At 38.2% G+C, this 23,338-nt stretch carries 23 protein-coding genes and 1 pseudogene; 15 read left to right on the plus strand and 9 right to left on the minus strand.

Going from position 1 to position 23,338, the window contains the following annotated elements; genetic code table 11:
* The first annotated feature begins 113 nt into the window (after positions 1-113).
* Entirely contained in the window at positions 114-1,409 is a 1,296-nt protein-coding gene (gene tyrS / locus ACFO3O_RS16235) for a tyrosine--tRNA ligase (RefSeq protein ID WP_379980701.1), read from the plus strand.
* A 178-nt stretch (positions 1,410-1,587) separates the two neighbouring features.
* Here tyrS and ACFO3O_RS16240 read toward each other — a convergent pair whose 3' ends face one another.
* Both ACFO3O_RS16240 and ACFO3O_RS16245 read right to left on the minus strand, forming a co-directional pair.
* Positions 1,588-2,037, minus strand: a complete 450-nt coding sequence (locus tag ACFO3O_RS16240) for a YHS domain-containing (seleno)protein (RefSeq protein ID WP_379980703.1) — start codon at positions 2,035-2,037, stop codon at positions 1,588-1,590.
* Positions 2,038-2,117: 80 nt separating this feature from the next.
* A complete protein-coding gene (locus ACFO3O_RS16245) occupies positions 2,118-3,095 on the minus strand; it encodes a LuxE/PaaK family acyltransferase (RefSeq protein WP_379980705.1) in 978 nt (325 codons plus the stop codon).
* 304 nt (positions 3,096-3,399) lie between these two features.
* On the opposite strand from ACFO3O_RS16245, the gene ACFO3O_RS16250 reads away from it, so the two are divergent.
* Positions 3,400-4,083: a response regulator transcription factor gene (locus ACFO3O_RS16250; RefSeq protein WP_379980707.1), complete on the plus strand. Its 684-nt coding sequence runs from the start codon at positions 3,400-3,402 to the stop codon at positions 4,081-4,083.
* On the plus strand, positions 4,083-5,135 hold the full coding sequence (locus ACFO3O_RS16255) for a sensor histidine kinase (protein ID WP_379980799.1): 1,053 nt from the start codon (positions 4,083-4,085) through the stop codon (positions 5,133-5,135). Before ACFO3O_RS16250 ends, ACFO3O_RS16255 begins: the two co-directional genes overlap by 1 nt.
* A gap of 57 nt (positions 5,136-5,192) precedes the next feature.
* On the opposite strand, the pseudogene ACFO3O_RS16260 reads toward ACFO3O_RS16255, so the two are convergent.
* Positions 5,193-6,161, minus strand: a pseudogene (locus ACFO3O_RS16260) (glycosyltransferase); the annotation flags it as partial.
* Between the two features lie 69 nt (positions 6,162-6,230).
* Here ACFO3O_RS16260 and trmB point away from each other — a divergent pair.
* From trmB to ACFO3O_RS16300, 8 genes are all read left to right on the plus strand, one after another.
* Complete coding sequence (gene trmB / locus ACFO3O_RS16265) at positions 6,231-6,905, plus strand: tRNA (guanosine(46)-N7)-methyltransferase TrmB (protein ID WP_379980709.1); 675 nt, start codon at positions 6,231-6,233, stop codon at positions 6,903-6,905.
* A 10-nt stretch (positions 6,906-6,915) separates the two neighbouring features.
* Entirely contained in the window at positions 6,916-7,545 is a 630-nt protein-coding gene (locus ACFO3O_RS16270) for a LysE family transporter (RefSeq protein WP_379980711.1), read from the plus strand.
* Entirely contained in the window at positions 7,542-7,883 is a 342-nt protein-coding gene (locus ACFO3O_RS16275) for an MGMT family protein (RefSeq protein WP_379980713.1), read from the plus strand. The genes ACFO3O_RS16270 and ACFO3O_RS16275 overlap by 4 nt, the downstream gene beginning before the upstream one ends.
* 173 nt (positions 7,884-8,056) lie before the next feature.
* Complete coding sequence (locus ACFO3O_RS16280; protein WP_379980715.1) at positions 8,057-9,193, plus strand: Mrp/NBP35 family ATP-binding protein; 1,137 nt, start codon at positions 8,057-8,059, stop codon at positions 9,191-9,193.
* A 3-nt stretch (positions 9,194-9,196) separates the two neighbouring features.
* The gene (locus ACFO3O_RS16285) at positions 9,197-9,439 is read left to right on the plus strand and encodes a NifU family protein (protein ID WP_379980717.1); all 243 of its coding nucleotides are present in this window, start codon (positions 9,197-9,199) and stop codon (positions 9,437-9,439) included.
* A 125-nt stretch (positions 9,440-9,564) separates the two neighbouring features.
* Complete coding sequence (locus ACFO3O_RS16290; protein ID WP_379980719.1) at positions 9,565-10,617, plus strand: NAD(P)/FAD-dependent oxidoreductase; 1,053 nt, start codon at positions 9,565-9,567, stop codon at positions 10,615-10,617.
* A 2-nt stretch (positions 10,618-10,619) separates the two neighbouring features.
* Entirely contained in the window at positions 10,620-10,838 is a 219-nt protein-coding gene (locus ACFO3O_RS16295) for a hypothetical protein (protein WP_379980721.1), read from the plus strand.
* A gap of 1 nt (position 10,839) precedes the next feature.
* Positions 10,840-11,169, plus strand: a complete 330-nt coding sequence (locus tag ACFO3O_RS16300; RefSeq protein ID WP_379980723.1) for a 2Fe-2S iron-sulfur cluster-binding family protein — start codon at positions 10,840-10,842, stop codon at positions 11,167-11,169.
* Between the two features lie 3 nt (positions 11,170-11,172).
* Here the strand turns inward: ACFO3O_RS16300 and ACFO3O_RS16305 are convergent, their stop codons facing one another.
* A complete protein-coding gene (locus tag ACFO3O_RS16305; protein WP_379980725.1) occupies positions 11,173-12,075 on the minus strand; it encodes a metallophosphoesterase in 903 nt (300 codons plus the stop codon).
* A gap of 246 nt (positions 12,076-12,321) precedes the next feature.
* Here ACFO3O_RS16305 and ACFO3O_RS16310 point away from each other — a divergent pair, with 246 nt between their 5' ends.
* Positions 12,322-13,311, plus strand: coding sequence for a T9SS type A sorting domain-containing protein (locus tag ACFO3O_RS16310; RefSeq protein WP_379980727.1), 990 nt, complete (start codon positions 12,322-12,324; stop codon positions 13,309-13,311).
* A gap of 81 nt (positions 13,312-13,392) precedes the next feature.
* Here ACFO3O_RS16310 and ACFO3O_RS16315 read toward each other — a convergent pair whose 3' ends face one another.
* From ACFO3O_RS16315 to ACFO3O_RS16330, 4 genes are read right to left on the minus strand one after another with little or no spacing between them, the layout of a single operon-like run.
* Positions 13,393-14,571, minus strand: a complete 1,179-nt coding sequence (locus ACFO3O_RS16315) for an acyl-CoA dehydrogenase family protein (RefSeq protein ID WP_379980729.1) — start codon at positions 14,569-14,571, stop codon at positions 13,393-13,395.
* A gap of 59 nt (positions 14,572-14,630) precedes the next feature.
* Positions 14,631-15,458 (minus strand): tRNA1(Val) (adenine(37)-N6)-methyltransferase, encoded by an 828-nt coding sequence (locus ACFO3O_RS16320; RefSeq protein ID WP_379980731.1) that lies wholly within the window; start codon positions 15,456-15,458, stop codon positions 14,631-14,633.
* An 11-nt stretch (positions 15,459-15,469) separates the two neighbouring features.
* Entirely contained in the window at positions 15,470-15,994 is a 525-nt protein-coding gene (rimM, locus tag ACFO3O_RS16325; RefSeq protein WP_379980733.1) for a ribosome maturation factor RimM, read from the minus strand.
* A 19-nt stretch (positions 15,995-16,013) separates the two neighbouring features.
* Positions 16,014-16,535, minus strand: coding sequence for a 30S ribosomal protein S16 (locus ACFO3O_RS16330; protein ID WP_379980735.1), 522 nt, complete (start codon positions 16,533-16,535; stop codon positions 16,014-16,016).
* Positions 16,536-16,666: 131 nt separating this feature from the next.
* Here ACFO3O_RS16330 and ACFO3O_RS16335 point away from each other — a divergent pair, with 131 nt between their 5' ends.
* Together ACFO3O_RS16335 and dnaE are read left to right on the plus strand one after the other, a co-directional pair.
* Complete coding sequence (locus ACFO3O_RS16335) at positions 16,667-17,482, plus strand: DUF6252 domain-containing protein (protein WP_379980737.1); 816 nt, start codon at positions 16,667-16,669, stop codon at positions 17,480-17,482.
* A 140-nt stretch (positions 17,483-17,622) separates the two neighbouring features.
* Positions 17,623-22,008, plus strand: a complete 4,386-nt coding sequence (gene dnaE, locus ACFO3O_RS16340; protein ID WP_379980739.1) for a DNA polymerase III subunit alpha — start codon at positions 17,623-17,625, stop codon at positions 22,006-22,008.
* Positions 22,009-22,047: 39 nt separating this feature from the next.
* On the opposite strand, the gene ACFO3O_RS16345 is transcribed toward dnaE, so the two are convergent.
* Positions 22,048-22,770: a hypothetical protein gene (locus tag ACFO3O_RS16345; protein WP_379980741.1), complete on the minus strand. Its 723-nt coding sequence runs from the start codon at positions 22,768-22,770 to the stop codon at positions 22,048-22,050.
* A gap of 341 nt (positions 22,771-23,111) precedes the next feature.
* Here ACFO3O_RS16345 and ACFO3O_RS16350 point away from each other — a divergent pair, with 341 nt between their 5' ends.
* Complete coding sequence (locus tag ACFO3O_RS16350) at positions 23,112-23,273, plus strand: hypothetical protein (protein ID WP_379980743.1); 162 nt, start codon at positions 23,112-23,114, stop codon at positions 23,271-23,273.
* Positions 23,274-23,338: the final 65 nt, after the last annotated feature.

Here is a 23,338-nt window from a genome sequence, read left to right on the forward strand (position 1 = left end):
TTAGGCTATGTGGTAGAATTTGGATTATATGTGTTCTCGTTTGGGTTTATTGAGTTTAGAGTTTGCCATGAGACTTAATACCCTTTATCTTTGCACCTTCAAAAGAAAACCTAATGATAAAAAATTTTGTTCAAGAATTGCAATGGAGAGGTATGGTACACGATGCAATGCCTAATACAGAAGAGCATCTTATGGAGGCCATACGTAGCGCGTATGTAGGTTTTGATCCAACGGCAGATTCTTTACACATAGGAAACTTAGTACCTATTATGTTATTAGCACATTTTCAAAGAGCGGGTCATAAGCCAGTAGCTCTTGTTGGTGGTGCTACAGGGATGATAGGGGATCCTTCTGGAAAATCTTCAGAACGCAATCTGCTAGACGAAAAAACACTCCGTCATAATCAAGAATGTGTACGTAAACAGCTGTCGCAGTTTTTAGATTTTACATCGGGAGCAGAAAATGAAGCGGTGATGGTCAATAATTATGACTGGATGAAGGAGTTTTCATTTTTAGATTTTATACGTGATGTAGGAAAACATATAACAGTTAACTATATGATGGCAAAAGATTCTGTGAAGAATCGATTGTCTGGAGAATCGGCAGATGGGATGTCTTTTACAGAGTTTACCTACCAACTTGTGCAAGGGTATGATTTTTTACATCTCTACCAAAACAATGAGTGTACTCTCCAAATGGGAGGAAGTGACCAATGGGGAAATATCACCACGGGAACAGAGCTTATACGTCGTATAGGTGGCGGAAAAGGATATGCGCTTACGTGTCCGCTCATCACAAAATCTGATGGGAGTAAATTTGGAAAAAGTGAAGGCGGTAATGTTTGGCTAGATGCAAAACGTACATCACCTTATAAATTTTATCAGTACTGGTTAAACACCAGTGATGAAGATGCTGAAAAATACATTAAGATTTTTACATTTTTAACTCAAGAAGAGATTGAGACGCTTATCTCCCTTCATAAAGAAGCACCACATCAACGAGCGCTTCAGAAAAAATTAGCCGAAGAGGTGACCTTGACTGTTCACGGAGAGGAGGCTCTAGAAAATGCGGTAAAAGCATCTACTATTCTTTTTGGGAAATCCACCGGAGCAGATTTAAAAGCACTCGATGAAGCTACTTTTTTAGATGTTTTTGAAGGCGTGCCTCAAGCAGAGGTGGCTGTATCCGAAATAGAAGAAGGGCTTGATATTATTGGAGCACTTGCAGAAAAGACAGGATTCTTAAAATCCAATGGCGAAGCGAGACGTGCACTCAAAGAAAACTCTATTTCTGTAAATAAAGAGAAAGTGACAGATGATTTTAAAATCACTAAGGAGCATTTGATTGATAACAAGTTTGTTTTACTACAACGAGGAAAGAAAAATTACTTTATTATTAAAGTGATCTAGCATATAGAGGATACGTGACGTTACAATAGCGAACACCCCATTAGAAAATTTCTAATGGGGTGTTTTAGTATGGTAAATTTTATGGGTAAAAAGGATACTTTACACAAAACAAAAACCCTAGTGGCAAGATGCGCACCAGGGTTTTCTAACTAACTAACCAATCAATTATGAATATTATTTATCTATTGTATTTTACGTTGTTCCAAGCAGCATCTGCTTGTCCTTTTAATTTTTCAGGGCCTTCTTCTTGCCATTTTTCGAGGGTGTTGGTTCCCCAAGAGTTATAAAAGAGGTATAATTTTCCGTCTCTTATTTCGAAGGTCTCAGGATTGATACTTACTTTTTTTCCTTTATCTGCAATTGCGTATGCGCAATAACCGCCATATTGAGGAACAAACTGAGCAGGGTTTGCTTTGAATTTATCAAGATTTGCCTGACTTACAAATTTAAATTTAACTCCGTCATATTCGGTGGTGAATTTTGAATTTCCTTCTAATGCCTTATTATTAAAATACTCTGTAACATCATATCCTTCGGCGACGTATCCTTTTTTAAGGTAATAATCTGTTTGTTGTCCGATAGCCTGAAAACTTACAAGGGCAACGATAAGTACTAAAAAATGTTTCATTATTTTTATTTTACATGGGTTAGGTCGTTAAAAATAGAGATCATTACATTTTTAACATAATTATAATGCATGGATGCTTTTTACAAGACCATGAGATTGCATCCTCGTATATCAGAATGATCAAATCTGCCTAGAATCGAGAAGCTTCCATCGGGATGTATTTTGCCAAGGTCTTGTGTGGCAATAAAAGGGCAAGAATAGATATTTGCGAGGTCTATAATGTTAAGACCTCCTGTTTTTGAAGGAGGAAGAAGGGTTAAAGGGTCTTCTGGATCTCTTGTAAACACCTTCATCCACGGGGGCGTGGTAAACACGCCGTTTCCTTTTGAGTACGCTTGAGATAATAATTCGGTCATCCCATACTCACTATGGATGTGAGAAACGCCAAATCCTTTTGAAAGAACCTCGTGGAGCTCTTCTCGGATCATTTCTTTTCGTTTTCCTTTCATCCCTCCTGTTTCCATAACAATAGTATTGTGTAATGAAAACGAATCTTTTTCTATGAGATCTAGTAAGGCAAAGCTCACTCCAATAAGGAGTATTTTTTTACCAGAGGCATCTAGTGTTTTTAATTTTTCGCTTAAAGCGAAATAATCATCTAGATAAAATCCGCTATCTTTATGTGTACTTGCTTTGATCAAATGATCTACCATATAGACCAATGAGGAACCTTCCCGCTCAAGATAAGACGGAAGCAATGCGAGTACTACATACTCTTCTATAGCGCCATAGGCTTGAGTAAATCCTTTTTGGAAACTAGTTTCATAAAGAGACAGATCTTTTACATGATGCTTGCTTGTGATACTTCCAGTGGTACCACTACTAGTAAATAGGGCTTCGGTTTCTTTTTGTGAAGCAACAACTTCATGAGATTTGAAAAAGGAAATAGGTAAAAAAGGAATCTCTTGTATCGTTGTAATGTCGCTTGGGTGTTTGTAAAGAAGATCACAGAAAGAACGATACACGCTATTGTTCTCAAACTGATAACGAAATATGTCAAGGGCTTTTTGCTCAAATTCTTGAGTGTTTTTTAAAGCAAAAATATCTTGATATTCCATACATCAAATTTAAGACAAAGGTATTAATCCTTGAATATAAATAACCCAAAGCATCCTTCTAAAAAACGTTCTTTTTATAAATAGTTCTTTTTGATCCCCTAATGATAAAAGATGTAAGATGGGACGTTTAGTTGTTCTTGTGCTTTGACGAGCTAAGTATACACTTCAGTAAACCGAAAGTGTAAATATTTAACCCATTCTTAATATAGATCCTGTAATGGGAACCTTTGGAATACGTTATTTTAGTCATTTAATAAAGAACATATAATAGACTATATTTATAGAGTCAAACGGTGAGACACTCATGAAAAATAAAAATATCAAAATATTATTAGTAGATGATGAGCCAGACATTTTAGAAATTGTAAGATACAATCTCTCTAATGAAGGGTATGAGGTTATTACTGGCAAAAACGGTGTAGAGGCTGTTAAGCTAGGTAAAAAACACAAACCTCACCTTATTATATTAGATGTGATGATGCCAGAAATGGACGGAATAGAAGCATGTGAATTGTTGCGTAAAAATCCAGACCTCTCTGATACTATTATTACTTTTTTTACGGCACGTGGAGAAGATTATTCCCAAGTGGCAGGGTTTGATGCAGGAGCAGATGATTATATTACAAAACCTATAAAACCAAAAGTGCTTATTAGTAAAGTGAAAGCACTCCTTCGTCGACTTAAAGACAAAAATGAATCTTCTGAGATCATTAAAGTAGGGGATATCGTGATAGATAGAGAAGAGTACAAAATCATTAAAGGGAAAGAAGAGATTGTCTTACCTAGAAAAGAGTTTGAGTTACTCTCCTTACTAGCATCAAAACCTGGTAAAGTATTCAAAAGAGAAGATATTCTAGATAGCGTATGGGGAAATGAAGTGGTTGTGGGTGGACGTACCATTGATGTACATATCCGGAAACTAAGAGAAAAAATAGGAGACGATTCTTTTAAAACAATTAAAGGGGTAGGGTATAAATTTGTAGTTTGATGACAGAAGACTTCAGAAGGTCATATGGTTTTTCAATAGTTACCGCAGTGTATGTGACTCTTTTTTTTTCGGGAATATTGATCGCTGTTGGATATTGGCAAGAAAATATAGATTGGCTTTTAATTCTTATAGTAGCTGTCTTTTGCTTTCTTTTTCTTTTTCTGATTATCTATTATCGAACAAAGATATTTATATATAGAAGGGTAAAAAATATATATGACGAAGTCAGATTACTGGAGGATGCAGAACTGAAACCAGCCAGAATCACCACTAATTTAAAATCACTTACCGATGAGGTAGAGCGGTATGCTACTAGTAAAAAACTAGAAATAGAATCTCTCAGGATTAAAGATGAATACCGAAAAGACTTCTTGGGTAATGTTGCTCACGAACTTAAGACGCCTCTATTCACCGTACAAGGGTATATACTTACTTTATTAGATGGAGCTGTAAAGGATAAATCTGTCAGAATGAAATACCTAGAAAGGGCAGACAAAGGGGTAGAGCGTCTTATTTATCTGGTAAATGATCTGGATATGATCACAAAATTAGAAGTAGGGGATCTAAATCTTAATTACACCTATTTTGATATCGTTACATTGGTTAAAAATACGTTTGAGCTGCTAGAAATGAAAGCCGCAAAGAAGAATGTAACCTTAACTTTTGATCTTGATTATGAAGACCCTATTATTGTAAATGCAGATGAGGAACGTATTCAGCAATTATTAACTAATTTGATAGAGAACTCTATCAAATACGGCAAGTTAGACGGAACTACGGAAGTAAGTATACAGGATTTAATCCAAAACAAAGTGCTTATCCGTGTGACAGATAATGGAGATGGTATCGAAAGCGAACATATTTCAAGGCTTTTTGAACGTTTTTATCGTGTTGATAAATCAGGTAACCGGAAAGTCGGAGGTTCTGGATTAGGCCTCTCTATTGTGAAGCATATTATTGAAGCGCATGATGAGAAAATCTATGTTGAAAGCGAATTTGGAGTGGGGTCGGAGTTTTCTTTCACTCTTGAAAAGGCCGAAAAACTCCCTTAAAACGATCCTTTCCTGCGCATCTTCAAATCCTTTGTAAACACATAATTTTGCGAGATCTTTTACTCTGAAATCTTCTTGTTTTGAGTAAGGAGCTATTCCTTTTTCTTTTAATCTTTTAGCAAGGTATTCTTGCTCTGTTTGTCCAGGTGTAGGAATAAAAAATGCTTTCTTTTGTAGCGCCGCTAGATCCATGATAGTGGTGTAACCTGATCTAGCAATCACAAAATCAACACTATTCATCACTTTTGCAAGCTTGCTTGCAGTTAAGAAATTGACAATCTCAATGTTCTTTTGGTGCGACCGAGCCTCTTCTTTTTCAACAAGGCCTCTTACCAATAAAACAGTGCCATTGTATTTTTTTAGTTCTATAAGTAAGATCTTTTCTAAGATAGATCTTTGTGGTTCTGGTCCAGATAAAATAACAAGCACATTGTATTTTGACGTCGTGATTTCTTTTTTCATCCTACTTAAAGGACCTATATATTGAACGTTAGGAATTGTTTTTTCTGGATGCCCGAGAATACCGCTTATGTTTGAACTTCCTCTATAGTCAGGAACCCAGCATTCATCAAAACGTTTGATAAACCGTTTATGTAAAAAGGTCGTCAGTCTCGTCGTTTTGCCACTCAAAATTTGTAATTGATGGGTGATAAAAACAGTAGGTACTTTTGAAGTGTATAATCCTAATCTGTTATCAGAAATCACACCGTCAATTTTATATTTTTCTAAAATGAATGCTAATGCTTTATGCTCTTTACGAATCGCTTTAGCTATTTTTGGGAGATTGAATAGCATTTTTCGTTTAAAATTCGCCCCTTTTTTAGCATACTCTATATCGTAAGAGGGGAGTGTAACGGTTTGTAGCTGCGGAAATTCTTTTTTCAACAATGCTAACGCAATACCATCACTAGCAAGGATTACACCGTAATCATCATCTTGTAATGCCTGTATTATAGGAATACAACGCGTTGCATGTCCTAACCCCCAATTGAGAGGTGCCACAAGTATATTTGCCTTTTTACTCATATATGCAAATGTCAGACAGTTATATCTTCTGAAAGTTTCCTTAATTTTACCAAAATATTAAATAGTAGTTTGGGAAGTAAAAATAAATTAAAGCGTTTTCGTGAAAACGAAACCTTCAGCAACGTTATCCAGCCAACTCGCGAAGAATTGGTTGATGGAAATTTCTCTTTGAAAGGTAAGTGGAAAACTGATTTTTTCAAAAATAATAAACCAATAGTTTTAGAATTAGGTTGTGGTAAGGGAGAATATTCTGTGGGATTGGCACAAAAATACCCAGAGAAAAATTTTCTTGGGATTGATATTAAGGGCGCTCGTTTTTGGAGAGGCGCCAAGACCGCGCTAGAAGAAAACTTGACCAATGTTGGTTTCATGCGTACCCAAATAGAGTTGGTTGATTACGCTTTCGCGAAAGCGGAAATTGACGAAATATGGATCACCTTTCCCGATCCTCAAATCAAGTACAAACGTACCAAGCATCGAATGACGAATACGGAATTCTTGCAGAAATACAAGCATATTCTAACCCCTGACGGCACCATCAATTTAAAGACAGATTCAGAATTTATGCATGGGTATACCTTAGGGCTTTTGCATGGAGAAGGGCATGAGATTTTACACGCCAATCACGATGTTTATAAGAATGAGTATTCCCCAGAAGAGGTCGTCGGAATTCAAACATTTTATGAAAAACAATACCTTGAACAAGGAAAACCGATAACTTATATTAAATTTAGGGTCAAATAGCCCAATACATTTGGAAACAACCAAACTCTTTTTTATTACCTATTTTGCAGCATTGGCAGGAGTCATTCCACCAGGGCTTATCAATATGTCTGTGGCAAAAACATGTGTAGAACATGGAAAAAAGAATGGGCTTCTTGTCGCTATTGGGGCTTCTATGGTAGTTGCTCTTCAGGCACTTATCGCTATTTTATTAGCACGTTATATTTTTGGAAATCCCTATGTGCGCAATATGTTGCTTCGTACAGGTTTGGTGATTTTCTTGTTCTTAGCCATCTTCTTTTTTATCAAAGCAAAGCGTAGTCGGGTTAAAAAAGTAACCATTTCAAAAAGTAGAGGCATCAAAAGTTTAGGCAAAGGCATGATGGTTTCTATTTTGAATGTATTACCCATTCCTTATTTCTGTGCACTAGGCGCTGCGTTAAATGTAAGTGGTAAGGTATCTTATGATGTGCTCGCCATTAGTCTGTTTATAGCTGCGGCAGTATTAGGCACGTTTACCGCTCTATATTTTTATGTGATTTTCTTTGTAAGAATTGATAATAAAAGTGCTTCTTTTGCAAAATACTCCAACTATTTTATGGCTGGTTTAATGCTGCTTTTGGTCATTATTACACTTATAAGAACCGTCTATTTCGAATGAAGTACTCTTCAGATACAGAAAATTTCTTTGATAAAGTCTATGCAGTGACAAAGCTTATTCCGCATGGTCGTGTGACTAGTTATGGAGCCATCGCCAAATACCTTGGGGCTGCTCGAAGTAGTCGTATGGTAGGATGGGCAATGAACGGTGCAGGAAAATATCCAGATGTACCCGCCCACAGAGTCGTTAATAGAGTAGGACTGCTTACTGGAAAAATGCATTTTGGGAGTACCACTGCCATGCAACAAATGCTCGAAGAAGAGGGAATTCAGGTAAAAGATGATAAAGTTGTTAATTTTAAAAAACACTTCTGGGATCCCGTTTTGGAGTTAGATTAATTCTTAGCACGCTCCTGCCTGCCAGCTAAGCAGGTTCGCGAAAGCATATTCACATTTACTTAACTATTTGAGGAGCCTAAAGCACTTTGTACTTCATACTTTATGCGGTATCTTTGCATTTAGAATGAGTCTAAGTAAGATGAAAAGATCAGAAAGACGATTTAAAAAAAGAAATGAAACTGAATAAGAAAGATATCCTTGAGGCACTAAAGACCATAACGGCTCCTGGTGCTGGAGAAAATATGGTAGATAGTGGTGCTGTGACCAATGTCCTTACTTTTGGGGATGAGGTCATTGTAGATGTTACAATCAATAACCCGACTTTACAAGCGCGTAAAAAAACAGAAGTTGAAATTATGAAGGTCATCCACGAGAAAGTGGAGCAAAAGGCTCAAGTAAAAGTCAACTTAAAAGTGAATGCACCCCCACCATCAGAAAAAAATGAAATTAAAGGGAAAGCCATTCCAGGCATTAAAAATATTGTGGCTATCGCTTCTGGAAAAGGAGGTGTGGGTAAATCAACGACTACTGCAAATATTGCCGTGAGCCTTGCAAAAATGGGCTTTAAAGTAGGAATCCTAGACGCTGATATCTATGGACCTTCAATTCCTATTATGTTTGATGTCACCCATGAGCGCCCACTTTCTGTGAACGTAGATGGGAAATCCAAAATGAAACCTGTAGAGAGCTATGGCGTAAAAGTATTATCTATTGGGTTTTTCACAAAACCCGATCAAGCCGTCGTATGGAGAGGCCCTATGGCCGCCAAAGCCTTAAATCAAATGATATTTGATGCTGCTTGGGGAGAGATAGACTTCTTGCTATTAGACTTACCTCCAGGCACAGGAGATATTCACTTAAGTATCATGCAATCGTTACCCATTACCGGAGCAGTGATTGTAAGTACTCCACAAACAGTAGCCCTAGCAGATGCAAAAAAAGGAGTGGCTATGTTCCAACAGGAAAGTATCAATGTCCCTGTTTTAGGTATTGTAGAAAACATGTCTTATTTCACACCTGAAGAATTACCCAATAACAAGTATTATATTTTCGGAAAAGAAGGGGCAAAAAACCTTGCAGAAGATCTTGATGTACGACTTTTAGGAGAGATTCCGTTAGTACAAAGCATCCGAGAAGCAGGAGATGTAGGACATCCAGCAGCATTGCAGACAGGATCACTACTCGCGCAAGCGTATGAAGAACTTACCAAAAATGTTGTCGAAGAAACGGTACGTCGTAACAAAAGCTTACCTCCTACAGAGGCAATAAAAATAACCACAATGGCAGGATGTAGTGCTGTTAAAAATTAGGGTATGACAGATCAAGAATTAACTCAAAAAGTAGAAGACGCACTAGAAGAAATCAGACCATTTCTTCAGAGCGATGGTGGTGACATTACCTTACTAGGTATAGAAGAAGGAAAAACGGTTCGCGTGCAGCTTCAAGGTGCTTGCGTGGGTTGCTCTGTGAATCAAATGACCTTAAAAAGTGGCGTAGAAATGACGATTAAAAAACATGCTCCTCAGATAGAAAGTGTCATTAATGTGGTTGCTTAATTAGTATTTTACAAGAATTATAGTTGTGTGTCCGCTTTCGCGAAAGCGATATTTTAACCCTTGGAATCACAAAAGTGTATATAGAGAATAATTAAAAAAGATGTTCGCCTTCGCGAAAAATGAATATGATTAAAACAGATATACTCATTATAGGAGCCGGACCTACAGGACTCTTTGCTGTTTTTGAAGCAGGACTTCTAAAATTAAAATGTCATCTTATTGATGCGCTTCCGCAACCGGGCGGACAATGTTCAGAGATTTATCCCAAAAAACCGATCTATGATATCCCTGCGTTTCCAGAAGTGTTAGCAGGTGATTTGGTGGATAATCTCATGAAACAAATTGAGCCGTTCCAACCAGGATTTACCTTAGGAGAACGCGCACAAACCATAGAAAAACAAGACGACGGAACCTTTATTGTAACCACAAATAAAGGAACAAAACATCAAGCGCCTGTAGTCGCTATTGCCGGCGGACTAGGGAGTTTTGAGCCTCGTAAACCGATCTTAGAAAATATCGCACATTTTGAGGATAAAGGTGTTGAGTACATCATTAGAGACCCCGAATTTTATAGAAATAAAAAAGTAATTATCGCAGGAGGTGGCGATAGTGCGTTAGATTGGAGTATTTTCTTGTCAGATGTGGCAAGCGAAGTGACACTCGTGCATCGTCGTAATGAGTTTAGAGGCGCATTAGACAGTGTTGAGAAAGTGCAGGAACTAAAGAATCAAGGCAAAATCACCCTGATTACTCCCGCAGAGATTACAGCGCTTTCAGGAAACGAAAAACTAGAAAGTGTCACGGTAAAACGCGGAGAAGAAGAAAAGGAGATCATCGTCGATCATTTTATTCCTCTTTTTGGACTCGCTCCGAAATTAGGTCCCATCGCAGATTGGGGTCTTGAAATCGAAAAAAATGCCATCAAAGTAAATAACAGCCTCGATTATCAAACCAATATTCCAGGCATTTATGCCATTGGAGATGTCAATACCTATCCAGGTAAATTAAAACTGATTCTTTGTGGTTTTCATGAAGCGACCTTAATGTGTCAAAGTGCTTATCAGCGAATCTTTCCAGACAAACGATATGTTATGAAGTATACCACTGTAGGGGGCGTGACAGGATTTGATGGTAGTAAGAAAGAAGCACCAAAAGCAGTAGTAAAAGCCATCAATTAGACATGCAAGAAGCTACTACAGTTAGTATTATTGGTTTTTTTGTTATCGTCATTGTACTAGGGTTTCTTCTGCATCTAGGACTTTCAAAAACAGCGCTGTATTCAAAAAAAGTCCGTGCCAAAGGACTTCTTCCAACGTTTATATATATCTGTGTGTTTTTAGTAGCACTCTATATCCTACTATTGATTATTTTTGGGCTTATTCATTTAATAGGTTTTTAATATGTCAGACATTACCATACATATCACCGATAGAGAAGGCACTACCCATACAGTACAGGCGCCTACCGATATGAATATGAACTTGATGGAAATTGTTCGCTCGTATGAGTTGGCGCCAGAAGGTACGATTGGTGTTTGTGGCGGGATGGCGATGTGTGCTTCATGCCAGTGTTATGTAGAGAGCGATCACGAACTACCTGAACTATCTGATGATGAAGATGCCATGCTTGCAGAGGCATTTCACGTAGAAGATAACAGCCGATTGGGATGTCAAATCCATATGAACCCATCATTAGATGGGCTTAGAGTAACCTTAGCTCCTGAGAGCTAGCTTCTATAAACTGCTTGTTTTATAATCTATTAACGGTCGAGGCCCTTCTAATAGAACACGATTGACCCGAAGTGTACCATCCGTATGAGTGTCAATATGCCATTTGATTAAAGAGATTGCATCATTTTCTATTTCGATGCCGGTGATGCTTCTAGGGTGCACACAGCTGCCGTCATTAAAAAAAGCAATGTCTCCAGGCTCTGGAAAACGAGGCCGATGTGTATGACCCGCCATGGTCATGAGGTTGTTGTTTTCAGTAATCCATTTTTTAAAACGGCGTTCAACTTTTACAAGTTCCTTGTAATTCTTAGCAGGACTTGTAGGATCCGTAATCCCAAAAATTTGTAGGGGTTTCCAAAGAATACGAACGAGAAACCGATTAAAACGCCATCCGTGATAATTCATCCAGTCGGCTTGGTGCCCGTGGCATAGAAAAAGTTCCTGTTGTGTATCGCAATGTTTTAAAACAATAGCTTCTTGATATTCTAAATCTCTAAAAAGAATCTCTTCTCTTCCATCTTTAGGATCAAAATAAGAAGTCAAATATTTTTGTACATATTTTGGATCTCGGTACACCATGTCATGATTCCCCCAGATCAAGTGCAATCTATTTTCTAAATGAAACTTCTGCAGAAGGAGGTATACATTTTTATGAGCTTTTAGGATAGTCTCAAAAGAAGTGTTTTCCCATAACTCGTCTCCATCTCCAAGTTCAAAATAGGTAAAGCCTTCCTTATAATAATGATTGAGTGCGTGAAAATAGATATTCCCATTCCGCGCAAAATCATCTGCAAAACTTTGATCTCCCCGATGACAATCTGAGAAGAAGATCATTTTATCAGCATTGCTATAGGTAACTACTTTAGCATTTTTATAGGCTCTATCGAGTCGTTGACGAGAGTTCATACTGTAAAGATGCAAAAAACAATTGAAGTACCACTATGTAGTATTTGTTTTCTTCTTTATCAATATTCAAAAGGAAAAATAAAGGAAATGTATTTATTTAAAATTAGATATTCAATGGTTTATTTGGATTGTTTTTCTACCGAAAAAAATTCAAGCATCTTGATAAAGATTAATTAGATACAAGGTAGGGCTTTTAGGAGTTTTATTGTTTTACTATCATAACACAGTTCTTTAAATTTAAACGTCATGAAAAAAATTATAACTTTAGTTTTGCTTCTTGTAATATGTAATCTGAATGCACAAATAGATTATGAACTTACCGTGCTAAATGAAACATATGAAAATCTTGAAAATGCAACATCATTAAATAATGGTGAGCTATGGGACGACCCTAGCTTTAACGTTCCTATTGGATTTGACTTTCAGTTGGGGCCAAATGAGTTTAATACACTTTTTTTCTCAGATGATGCTCTAGGCGGTCTTCTTACTACAATAGCTAATATTGATGCGGCTTCATTTGGAGGATTTGCTCTAGTAGCACAAGATATTATAGACCGAGGCTTTAATACGGGGACATCGTTATCTCCGTTAAGTTTTAAATTGGAAGGAGAGGTTGGAAGTCAAATCTTAAAAATAGAATGGAATAACGTAGGGTTTTTTGATGAGTCCAGTCTTCAAGATTTTATGAATTTCCAACTTTGGTTATATGAAGAAGGAAATGTGATAGAATATAGATATGGTCCAAGTGAAATCAATGACCCAACTAGCTCGTTTGAGGGTCTTGATGGTATACAAGTAATTCTTTTTCCTTTATTACCTGCAGGAGGTCAAGGGCCTCTTGAGGAAGATGCTTATATTTTAAGCGGAGACCCAGTAAATCCTGAATTTATAACAATTTCTACAGAGCAAGATTTTATCGATGCAGAATTAACATCTCTTACAGGTGTTCCCCCTAATGGCACTGTCTATAGATTTTCATCAGAAACGTTGAGCATTGATGATACTGATATTGTTTTAGATTTAAATATCTATCCAAATCCTACAAACGATGTCTTTAAAATTGAAAGTAAAATGATAGATTATACGCTTGAAGTGTATAACACATCAGGGAAACGTGTACTGAGGTTTGACAGCCCTAAAGATTCTTATAGTGTCTCTAATCTTTCTAAAGGAGTCTATTTTGTAAGAATTCAATCAACAACCGAAGTGGTGACTAAGCGACTGATTAAAAGTTAATATAGCTGACCTGTATACTAAAAAAACCAGCTTTGTGCTGGTTTTTTTAGTTGTATAATAAAGTGAAAACGCTTACGCTTCTTATTTAAAAGCATTCTCACCCGTAATATCCAATCCTGTAATTAAGAGGTGGATATCGTGTGTCCCTTCGTAGGTAATGACGCTTTCTAGGTTCATCATATGCCTCATGATGCTATACTCACCCGTAATCCCCATTCCTCCGAGGATTTGACGTGCTTCACGAGCAATTTTTATTGCCATATCCACATTATTACGCTTCGCCATTGAAATCTGTGCAGAAGTCGCACGACCTTCATTTTTAAGTTGCCCTAATCGGAAAGCGAGTAATTGTGCTTTAGTGATCTCTGTGATCATCTCAGCCAGTTTCTTTTGTTGTAATTGAAAAGCAGCGATTGGTTTTCCAAATTGGATACGCTCTTTTGCATAACGCAACGCGGTATCATAACAATCCATAGCCGCCCCTATCGCACCCCATGCGATCCCAAAACGTGCAGAGTCTAGACACCCAAGTGGCGCACCAAGACCTGATTTGTTAGGCAATAAATTTTCTTTAGGAACCTTTACATCTTGAAAGATCAATTCTCCTGTCGCACTCGCGCGTAAAGACCACTTGTTATGTGTTTCTGGTGTAGAAAACCCTTCCATACCTCGCTCTACAATAAGACCGTGAATACGTCCTTCTTCATTTTTTGCCCATACCACAGCCACATTACAAAATGGCGAGTTAGAAATCCAAAGTTTAGCGCCATTTAAAAGATAATGGTCTCCCATATCTTTAAAGTTGGTGGTCATGCCTCCTGGGTTTGATCCGTGATCTGGTTCAGTAAGACCAAAAGATCCCATCCATTCTCCAGAAGCTAATTTTGGTAAATATTTTTTGCGCTGTGCTTCGTTTCCATATTTCCAAATAGGATACATCACAAGTGATGATTGAACAGATGCTGTAGAGCGTACGCCAGAATCTCCTCTTTCTATTTCTTGCATGATCAATCCGTAAGAGATTTGATCAAGTCCTGCACCACCATACTCTTCAGGAATATAAGGGCCAAAAGCACCTATTTCTGCAAGCCCAGGAATGATAGATTTTGGGAATGTAGCATGCTGAGCAGCTTCTTCAATAATAGGAGATACATCACGCTTTACCCAAGCACGGGCAGCATCACGTATCAGTTTATGTTCTTCAGTTAAAAGGTCGTCAAGATTGTAATAATCTGGCGCTTCAAAAAGATCTGGTCGCATAGTTTTATTTTAGTCTTACAAAGGTAACGAAAACGTTTTCTATGCCCCAAAAATCGAATCTACATTTTTAAGTAAAAATCTTTGACTAATGCGATATATGCTTCAGTGTATTCATGCCTCCCGTGTTCAATGATGAGTTCCTTTGGGAGTACGCTCCTGTCTGCCGGCGAGGCAGGTTCGCGCCTGCCTGTCCGGTAGGCAGGAAACCGTATAATGCCTTCTTCTATCTCATGTTCGAGCTGAGATAAGCGAGTAAATTCTAATAGACTCCTTTTAATGGGAGTCTCTGGAGTTCCTTTTACATGGGTGACACGATTCGGAAATAAATGCGCTTGAGCTGCTAAGGCAATAAACGCCTCTTCTCTTTGATATGGAATAACCACATTAAATTTTCCCGTTTCTGAGAGTAGCTTAGCGACAGCACCTATCAGTAATTCAAAAGGCATGGCGTCCTCAAATCGGGCTTTTTTACGAGCGTCTGTCATGCTCTCTCCCTTTGGGAGAGATGTCGAAGGCAGAGAGGGAGCTTCATAAAAAGGTGGATTTGATGTAATGAGATCGTAGGTGTCTTCTATTTCGGTGGCAAACTCATAAAGATGCGCATGGTAACAAAACAGCCGATCTCCCCAATCACTATTTTCAAAGTTTTCTGTCGCTTGCTCATAGGCATCATCATCGAGTTCTAATGCGTCAATGGTTTCGGCAAAACAGCGTTGGGCGAGCATGAGTGCTATAATTCCAGTTCCTGTGCCTATATCTAGAATAGATGCTGGATCGTGATCTATAGACGTCCATGCACCTAATAATACACCATCAGTGCCAATTTTGGCAGCACAACGGTCTTGAGCAACCGTAAATTGTTTGAATTGAAAAGGGGCTTTTCCCATAGAGTGAAAGCTTATAGGTACAAATCTATAAGTCCGTCAGGAACTTGAAGCAAGATCGTTTTTTGAGTACGATCTAGTTTTTTGATAAAATCATCGATCATAGGAACGAGGATTTCTTTCCCATTGCGATCTATTTCAAAAATAGCTTGGGAGGTCGTGTCGTTGATACTTTTAATAACACCAATCTCACCAAAATTTTCATCGATTGCTGTAAACCCAATCACCTCATGGAAGTAAAACTTGTCTCCCTCCAATTTTGGGAGCATGTCTAAGGGCAAGTATAAATCGGCACCAATAAGATCATCGGCATCCTCTTCGGTGTCTACATCTTCGAGTTTAAAACGCAAAAGGGTAGATTTATGAAGTTGCGAAGATTCCATAAAAAAAGGAACCAGATTCGGGTTAAAATCCACGAATACTGATTCCAAATTTGTATACATTTCGGGTTCGTCTGTATCTAGCTTAGCTAGGAGCTCCCCCTTAAAACTATATTTACGTACGATTTTACCTAGATAGAAGCATTCTTCTTTCTTCATCGTCTATAAATATTAAGATTTACTCTTCAGAGTCTGCTGCTGCCTCAGTCGCTTCTCCTGGTGCATCTTCTGCATCAGCAACAACTTCTGGTTCAGGTTGTGCAGCGGCAATACGTGCTTCGTTTACAGCTTGTTCAGCTTTAAGTGCTTCTGCTTTTGCCTTTTCTTCAGCTTTTGAAAGATCTCCTTGTTTAGAAGCGATTTTTCCAGCTTTTTCTTCAACCCAAGCATTGAATTTTTCTTCTGCTTGTTCTTCTGTAAGTGCTCCTTTACGAACACCTCCAATTAAATGGTTTTTAAGCATAGCTCCTTTGTAAGAAAGAAGACGTTTTGCTGTTTCAGTAGGTTGTGCACCATTCTGTAGCCATTTTACAGAACCATCTACATCTAAATCAATAGTTGCAGGGTTTGTGTTTGGATTGTAGATTCCTAGTTTTTCTAAGAATTTACCATCTCTTTTTGAGCGAGCATCTGCTGCTACGATCCAGTAAAAAGGCTTTCCTTTTTTACCGTGTCTTTGTAATCTAATTTTAACTGACATAATTTGAATTAATTTTTGAGGTACCCGACCTCAGATTTAATTAGGCGTGCAAAGATAATACAATTTTTTAGCCTAAATTACGTTATTTGTTTTTTTATAGTACATTTGTTCCTAAACCTACTTATATCATTATGAAACCCTTATTCGCCCTTACATTCCTTGCCCTACTTATATGTTCTTGCTCCAGTGAGATTGAAGATAACTCCCCAGCATTGCAAGGCGTTGTTGACAGTACCCTTTTTAGATCGGCAGACAGTCGCGCTCTATTTAATGACAATGGGAGTCTTCTTATCCAAGGAAATTCAGATGCACAAACTCTTAATATCTTGATTAACTCCCTCGATCAATCACAAATTGAATTAGGAGGGCAAAACCCCAATACGGATATTGCTTCTTTTACAGATGAGTTTGGAAATGTGTTTTCTACAGCTTCTACAGACGCAAGTGGACAAATAAATTATGAAATCAACAGTGATAATACGATATCAGGAACATTTAATTTTACAGCACTTAGTAATGGTCTTCAAGATGAGATTACAGTAAGTCAAGGATTTATGTTTGGGATCCCTATTCTTACAGCATTGGGAGATACACCAGATATGAGTACCAATGACTCGTTTACGGCTAGAGTAAACTCTGTGATTTTTAATCCTACCATTATATCTACAGTTGGTGCTAACCTTTTAACAGTATCTGGACAGACACAACAAGCATCTATTTCTGTATTATTTCCTCCGGATACTCCACCAGGAACCTATGACATTGCACCAGGAACAGATTTTCAAGCTTCTTATATTTTACTGAGTTCTAGCACCGTCTTAGAAGCACAATCGGGCACATTAACTATTGTCTCAAATGATACAGATGCTAATGAAGTTTCTGCTGAATTTGTCTTTGATGTAGATGGATTCTCAATAACAGATGGAGAGTTTTCTGTAAGCTACTAGTATTCAAATAAAAAAATCACAAAAAAGGGCTTCGTTTTGAAGCCCTTTTTTCGTGTATAACATTTCATAACTCCTCTGTTAAAACACGTGAGCTATTTGGAGATTTTTAGTACATTTCTTTGTGATAAATACGCATACGTATGTACCTTATTTTTGATACCGAAACGACGGGATTACCCAAAAACTGGAATGCTCCTATAACAGACTCAGACAACTGGCCACGCGCTATACAAATCGCTTGGCAATTGCATGATGCTATGGGAAATGTCATAGAGCATCAGGATTATTTGATCAAGCCCGATGGGTTTGATATTCCGTATGATGCAGAACGTATTCACGGGATCTCTACAGAATTGGCAATGCGTGATGGTCGATCGTTACAAGAGGTATTAGAGAAATTTAATATCGCCTTATCAAAAACAAAGTTTGTCGTAGGTCAAAATGTAGGTTTTGATCTCAATATTATGGGAGCGGAATTTCACAGGCAATCTCTTCCTAATGATCTGCAAGAATTACCTGTTTTAGATACCTGTACAGAAACAACAGCAAAATTATGTCAGATTCCAGGAGGTCGAGGCGGAAAATTCAAATTACCAACACTTACCGAGCTTCATCAACACTTATTTGGTGTAGGCTTTGGAGAAGCGCATAACGCAACTGCCGATGTAGAAGCGACTACCCGCTGCTTCTTCGAATTGATACGTCAGAGAGTTTTCACTAAAGAAGAACTCGATGTGCAACCCGATTATTTTGAAAGATTTTCAGAAAGTAATCCGCAACCTATTGCCTTTATCGGGCTCAAGCACATTAATCTTAAAAAAGCATCTAAGCGAATTCGCAAGGAACTTGAAAAAAAGGAAACGCCTGAGATTTCACAAACAGATATTGCTGAGAATGAAGCGCAAATGGAGGAAGTGGCTTTTGCACATCTTCATAATCACACGCAATTTTCTATTTTACAGTCGACGACCAATATCCAAAATCTTGTAGACGCTACATCAAAATACGATATGCCCGCAGTGGCAATGACCGACACAGGTAATATGATGGGGGCTTTTCATTTTGTAAAAGCAGTCGGGAATCATAATAAAGCGGTAAAAACAAGAAATGAAGCGGCTCTTGCAGCGGGCAATGCCCCAGAAGCGCATATCATAAAACCTATTGTTGGGTGTGAATTTAATGTATGTGTAGATCATACCAACAAAAGCCAAAAGGATAACGGGTATCAAATTGTGATGCTCGCCAAAAATAAAAATGGTTATCACAACCTAGCAAAAATGGCATCTATTGCCTATACAGACGGATTCTATTATGTTCCTCGAATTGATCGAAAAGTCGTCGAACAGTATAAAGAAGATATCATTGTGCTTACAGGAAATCTCTATGGAGAAGTGCCTAGTAAGATTTTAAATGTAGGTGAAAAGCAGGCAGAAGAAGCCTTGTTATGGTGGAAAGAACAGTTTGGCGACGATTTGTATATCGAGCTCATGCGACATGGACAAGAGGATGAAGACAGGGTGATGCCGGTGCTGGTTACGCTTTCGCGAAAGCATACCATTAAACTCATTGCAACAAACAACACCTTTTATGTAGATAAGGCAGATGCGGAGGCTCATGACATCCTTTTGTGTGTAAAAGATGGGGAAAAAGTAGCGACTCCCATAGGGCGTGGCCGAGGCTACAGATACGGTTTGCCCAATAATGAATACTACTTCAAGAGCGCCGATGAGATGAAAGATCTTTTTAAGGATCTTCCAGAAGCCATTCTTAATGTACAAGAAGTCATAGAAAAGGTAGAACCCTATGAGCTTGCCCGTGATGTACTACTACCTGCGTTTGATATTCCAGAGGAATTCCTTTTTGAAGAAGATAAAATAGACGGTGGAAAACGAGGAGAGAATAAATTTTTAAGACATCTTACCTATGAAGGTGCCAAAAAACGATACGGGTCAACACTCTCTGATGAAGTCGTAGAGCGCCTTGATTTTGAGTTAGATGTTATTGAAAAGACAGGATATCCAGGGTATTTCTTGATTGTAGAAGACTTTATACGAGAAGCCCGAAATATGGATGTATCGGTAGGGCCAGGACGGGGATCAGCAGCGGGAAGTGTGGTGGCTTATTGCTTATGGATTACCAATATTGACCCGTTGAAGTACGATCTGCTTTTTGAGAGATTCTTAAATCCAGATCGTGTGAGCATGCCCGATATCGATATTGATTTTGATGATGAAGGACGTGGTCGTGTGATGCAATATGTAATTGATAAATATGGCGCCAATCAAGTGGCACAAATCATTACCTACGGAACGATGGCGGCAAAGTCATCTATCCGAGATACATCAAGAGCGTTGGATTTACCGCTTAGTGATGCCGATCGTATTGCCAAGCTTATTCCTAATATGTCTAAGCTTAATAAGATTATAGGCAAAACCGAACAAGAGCTTAAATCTAAGTTCAGAGCAGATGATCTTGTGAAGGTCAATGAACTGATTAACCTCTCTGAAGGCGATGATTTAGAAGGACGGATGTTACGCAAAGCAAAAGAGCTGGAAGGTTCGATGCGTAATACGGGAATTCATGCCTGCGGAGTGATTATTACTCCTGATGATATTACCAAGTTTGTCCCTGTGGCTACCGCAAAAGACTCTGATCTCTACGTAACGCAGTTTGATAACTCAGTGGTAGAGGAAGCGGGATTGCTTAAGATGGATTTCTTGGGACTTAAAACCCTCACGCTTATTAAGGATACGGTAAAGCTGGTAAAATATCGTCATAATATAGATTTAGATCCGGAAAATTTTCCGTTGGATGATGAGAAAACGTATGAGCTGTTCCAACGAGGGGATACGGTAGGGATTTTCCAATATGAATCCCCAGGAATGCAAAAGCACATGCAGTCTTTAAAGCCCACAGTTTTTGAAGATCTCATTGCTATGAATGCCTTGTACCGTCCAGGACCGATGGAATATATTCCGTCATTCGTTCGGCGTAAGCATGGCGAAGAAGAGATTGCCTATGACCTTCCTGCGATGGAAGAGTATCTCAAAGAAACCTACGGGATTACGGTCTACCAAGAGCAAGTGATGCTCCTTTCGCAAAAGCTAGCCGATTTTACCAAAGGTGAAGCCGATGTCCTTCGTAAGGCGATGGGTAAAAAGCAGATTGCGGTGCTGGATAAAATGAAGCCTAAGTTTATTGAGCAGGCTTCCGCCAAAGGACATGATCCTGAAAAACTAGAAAAAATCTGGAAGGATTGGGAGGCATTTGCTGCCTATGCGTTTAACAAGTCGCATTCTACCTGTTATGCATGGATTGCGTACCAAACAGCTTACTTAAAAGCACATTACCCAGCTGAATATCTGGCAGCGGTACTTTCCAATAACATGAATGACATCAAGCAGGTCACGTTCTTTATGGAAGAATGTAAACGAATGGGACTTGAAGTACTAGGACCTGATGTGAATGAATCCTTTAGAAAATTTACGGTAAATGATAATGGTGCGATTCGTTTTGGGATGGGGGCTGTAAAAGGAGTAGGAACTGGTGCTGTAGCTACGATTGTTGAAAACAGGCAAGAGAGTAAATACAAATCCGTGTTTGATTTTGCCAGACGTGTTGATTTGCGAGCGGCCAATAAAAAAGCCTTTGAGAGTTTAGCGCTAGCGGGTGGTTTTGATGAATTGGGGGATTCGCATAGAGCTCAATTCTTTCACGACGAAGGAGATGGAATTACCTTTTTAGAAAAAGCGGTAAAATATGGAGCGCGTTTTCAAGAAAATGAAAATAGTGCCCAAGTTAGTTTGTTTGGAGAATCTAGTGAGGTTCAAATCCCAGAACCGATTGTGCCTCCTTGTGAGGAGTGGGGTACCATGGAGAAGTTACGTAGAGAGAAAGAGGTGGTCGGGGTTTATATTTCTGGACACCCATTGGACGATTATAAAACCGAAATGAAAACCTTCTGTAATGCGACCGTAGCTCATTTTCACACTATGGAAGCCTATGTGAATCGCGAACTTACCTTTGGGGGTGTGATCACCGATGTGCAGCATCGAGTGTCAAAAAATGGAAAAGGCTGGGCAGCTTTTCAAGTAGAAGATTTTACAGATACGTTTGAGTTTAGAATGTTTGGAGAAGAGTATTTAAAATTACGCCATTTCTTGATTCCAAATAGTTTTATTCATGCCAAGGTGTTTATACGAGAAGGGTTTGTAAACAGAGATACAGGCAGAAAAAGTGATCCGCGTACGCAATTTAATGCGATTCAGCAATTACAGGATGTGATGGATACACATGCCAAGAAACTGACGATTAATTTAGATATTAATGAAGTCGCTGAAGCGCGGGTTCATGAAATCAAAACGATTTTAGATCAGCATAAAGGGGATGGTAAACTGCATTTTCAAGTATTTGAACCTACAGAAAAAATATACGTACGGATGCCGAGTAAACGGCAAAAAGTAAAAATTTCACAAGAGCTACTCGATGTTCTTGAGGAAAATGCGGTGCATTATAAGTTGAATTAGTGAACTGGAGTGTATGCTTTCGCGAAAGCGGAAAATTTCTTAATCACATTCTTCTGCGTATTTATTTATGATATACGGTGTGACAGGCTTTAATGTTCTGCCATTAGTAGGATGAATGCCTTCCTTGGTAAAGAAGGTTAATTTGTTATGATACTTATCATACCAAACCACGGGTTCGTCATTGGGAAGGAAAAACGTACTTCCTTTACAGAGGCCATTTAATTGTTTCATCTCTGCTAGCGTTTCTTGGTCTAGCGATTTTTCCAGTTTCCCACCTGAGCACTTTATTTTTTCATAATGATTTCCAACCCAAATCATACAGTTTCTTTCTTGATGTTTTAGTGTTATAAAGAGAAATAATCCAGCAAAAAATAGTATTCCTATTCGGTATTTCATTGTGTTCTTTTTGCATTTTTCTTCTAATATTATAAGTGCTATAATACGCTTAACCCTTTCTTTCTCTTTTTTATTTTTTTCTTGAAAATCAACAAAACTAGTAGCACCTAAATAGGTGCTCAGTATATCTAGGCTATATTGTTGTGGTGTTTTTTTATCTTTTTTTCTCCCTAAAATATATCCTTTGTAAAGTCTTTCTAATGTTTTATCAGAAATTTGACCTTTTAATTTATCTCTTAAATGCGTAACGAGCCCATTTATAGAAGAACGCTTAGACTCTTTTTTTACCTTATCAAATACCAATGCAACTAACATTTGGATAAATGACTCTCTTTCTTCAGAGTTTAGTTCTTTTTCTTTTGTCATTGTAAATAAATGATTATCAGGTTAGTGTGTACTTGATTAAATAATGGCGAACTGATGACGAACTTATGTCTAGTCATTTTTCGTCTCTCTCCCTTTAATTTGTTCCCAGAACGGTAAAGGTTATGTCGTGCTAACATAACCAAAGCACATATACTGTTTCTGTGGAAATCCACAATGCGGTTGTTTGTAACCCACGTGAGAAGTAGTTAAAAGCGACTGCATTAGGATTTCATCTTCTCAAAAAACAACGGAGTACTCCACTCTAGTGAGTGGTCATTCAGACCATCTAGGCCAAGACCTGGACAGCCACTCTTTTTTCAAATTTTTTAAAACACACTAAAATGAAAACGATATTTTATATATTGATAGTCCTTGTCATGGGCACAAGCGTTACCTCTTGTTCAACCGATCCTATTGATGAAGAATTTCCTATTGAGGGAACTGTGGGCGAAGATGGCGAGGTAGAAAATGATCCTGAAGAGGAAGAAGATGGAACGAATTAGATTGATTTCTAGTAGTTTAATTTAAAATTGTTCTAATTTAGAGGAATGAAAGTGTTTTTACTATC

The sequence above is a fragment of the Dokdonia ponticola genome (assembly GCF_042653865.1).
Classification (GTDB): Bacteria; Bacteroidota; Bacteroidia; order Flavobacteriales; family Flavobacteriaceae; genus Dokdonia; species Dokdonia ponticola.

Bases quoted from the DNA above. Each gene is read 5' to 3' on its own strand.
- ACFO3O_RS16255 (WP_379980799.1), top strand. From the start codon at position 4,083: ATGACAGAAGACTTCAGAAGGTCATATGGTTTTTCAATAGTTACCGCA.
- ACFO3O_RS16330 (WP_379980735.1), bottom strand. From the start codon at position 16,535: ATGTCAGTTAAAATTAGATTACAAAGACACGGTAAAAAAGGAAAGCCT.
- ACFO3O_RS16275 (WP_379980713.1), top strand. From the start codon at position 7,542: ATGAAGTACTCTTCAGATACAGAAAATTTCTTTGATAAAGTCTATGCA.
- ACFO3O_RS16240 (WP_379980703.1), bottom strand. From the start codon at position 2,037: ATGAAACATTTTTTAGTACTTATCGTTGCCCTTGTAAGTTTTCAGGCT.
- ACFO3O_RS16335 (WP_379980737.1), top strand. From the start codon at position 16,667: ATGAAACCCTTATTCGCCCTTACATTCCTTGCCCTACTTATATGTTCT.
- ACFO3O_RS16350 (WP_379980743.1), top strand. From the start codon at position 23,112: ATGAAAACGATATTTTATATATTGATAGTCCTTGTCATGGGCACAAGC.
- ACFO3O_RS16290 (WP_379980719.1), top strand. From the start codon at position 9,565: ATGATTAAAACAGATATACTCATTATAGGAGCCGGACCTACAGGACTC.
- ACFO3O_RS16295 (WP_379980721.1), top strand. From the start codon at position 10,620: ATGCAAGAAGCTACTACAGTTAGTATTATTGGTTTTTTTGTTATCGTC.
- ACFO3O_RS16285 (WP_379980717.1), top strand. From the start codon at position 9,197: ATGACAGATCAAGAATTAACTCAAAAAGTAGAAGACGCACTAGAAGAA.
- ACFO3O_RS16320 (WP_379980731.1), bottom strand. From the start codon at position 15,458: ATGGGAAAAGCCCCTTTTCAATTCAAACAATTTACGGTTGCTCAAGAC.
- ACFO3O_RS16245 (WP_379980705.1), bottom strand. From the start codon at position 3,095: ATGGAATATCAAGATATTTTTGCTTTAAAAAACACTCAAGAATTTGAG.
- ACFO3O_RS16315 (WP_379980729.1), bottom strand. From the start codon at position 14,571: ATGCGACCAGATCTTTTTGAAGCGCCAGATTATTACAATCTTGACGAC.
- ACFO3O_RS16300 (WP_379980723.1), top strand. From the start codon at position 10,840: ATGTCAGACATTACCATACATATCACCGATAGAGAAGGCACTACCCAT.
- ACFO3O_RS16345 (WP_379980741.1), bottom strand. From the start codon at position 22,770: ATGACAAAAGAAAAAGAACTAAACTCTGAAGAAAGAGAGTCATTTATC.
- ACFO3O_RS16280 (WP_379980715.1), top strand. From the start codon at position 8,057: ATGAAACTGAATAAGAAAGATATCCTTGAGGCACTAAAGACCATAACG.
- tyrS (WP_379980701.1), top strand. From the start codon at position 114: ATGATAAAAAATTTTGTTCAAGAATTGCAATGGAGAGGTATGGTACAC.
- ACFO3O_RS16250 (WP_379980707.1), top strand. From the start codon at position 3,400: ATGAAAAATAAAAATATCAAAATATTATTAGTAGATGATGAGCCAGAC.
- ACFO3O_RS16310 (WP_379980727.1), top strand. From the start codon at position 12,322: ATGAAAAAAATTATAACTTTAGTTTTGCTTCTTGTAATATGTAATCTG.
- dnaE (WP_379980739.1), top strand. From the start codon at position 17,623: ATGTACCTTATTTTTGATACCGAAACGACGGGATTACCCAAAAACTGG.
- ACFO3O_RS16305 (WP_379980725.1), bottom strand. From the start codon at position 12,075: ATGAACTCTCGTCAACGACTCGATAGAGCCTATAAAAATGCTAAAGTA.
- rimM (WP_379980733.1), bottom strand. From the start codon at position 15,994: ATGAAGAAAGAAGAATGCTTCTATCTAGGTAAAATCGTACGTAAATAT.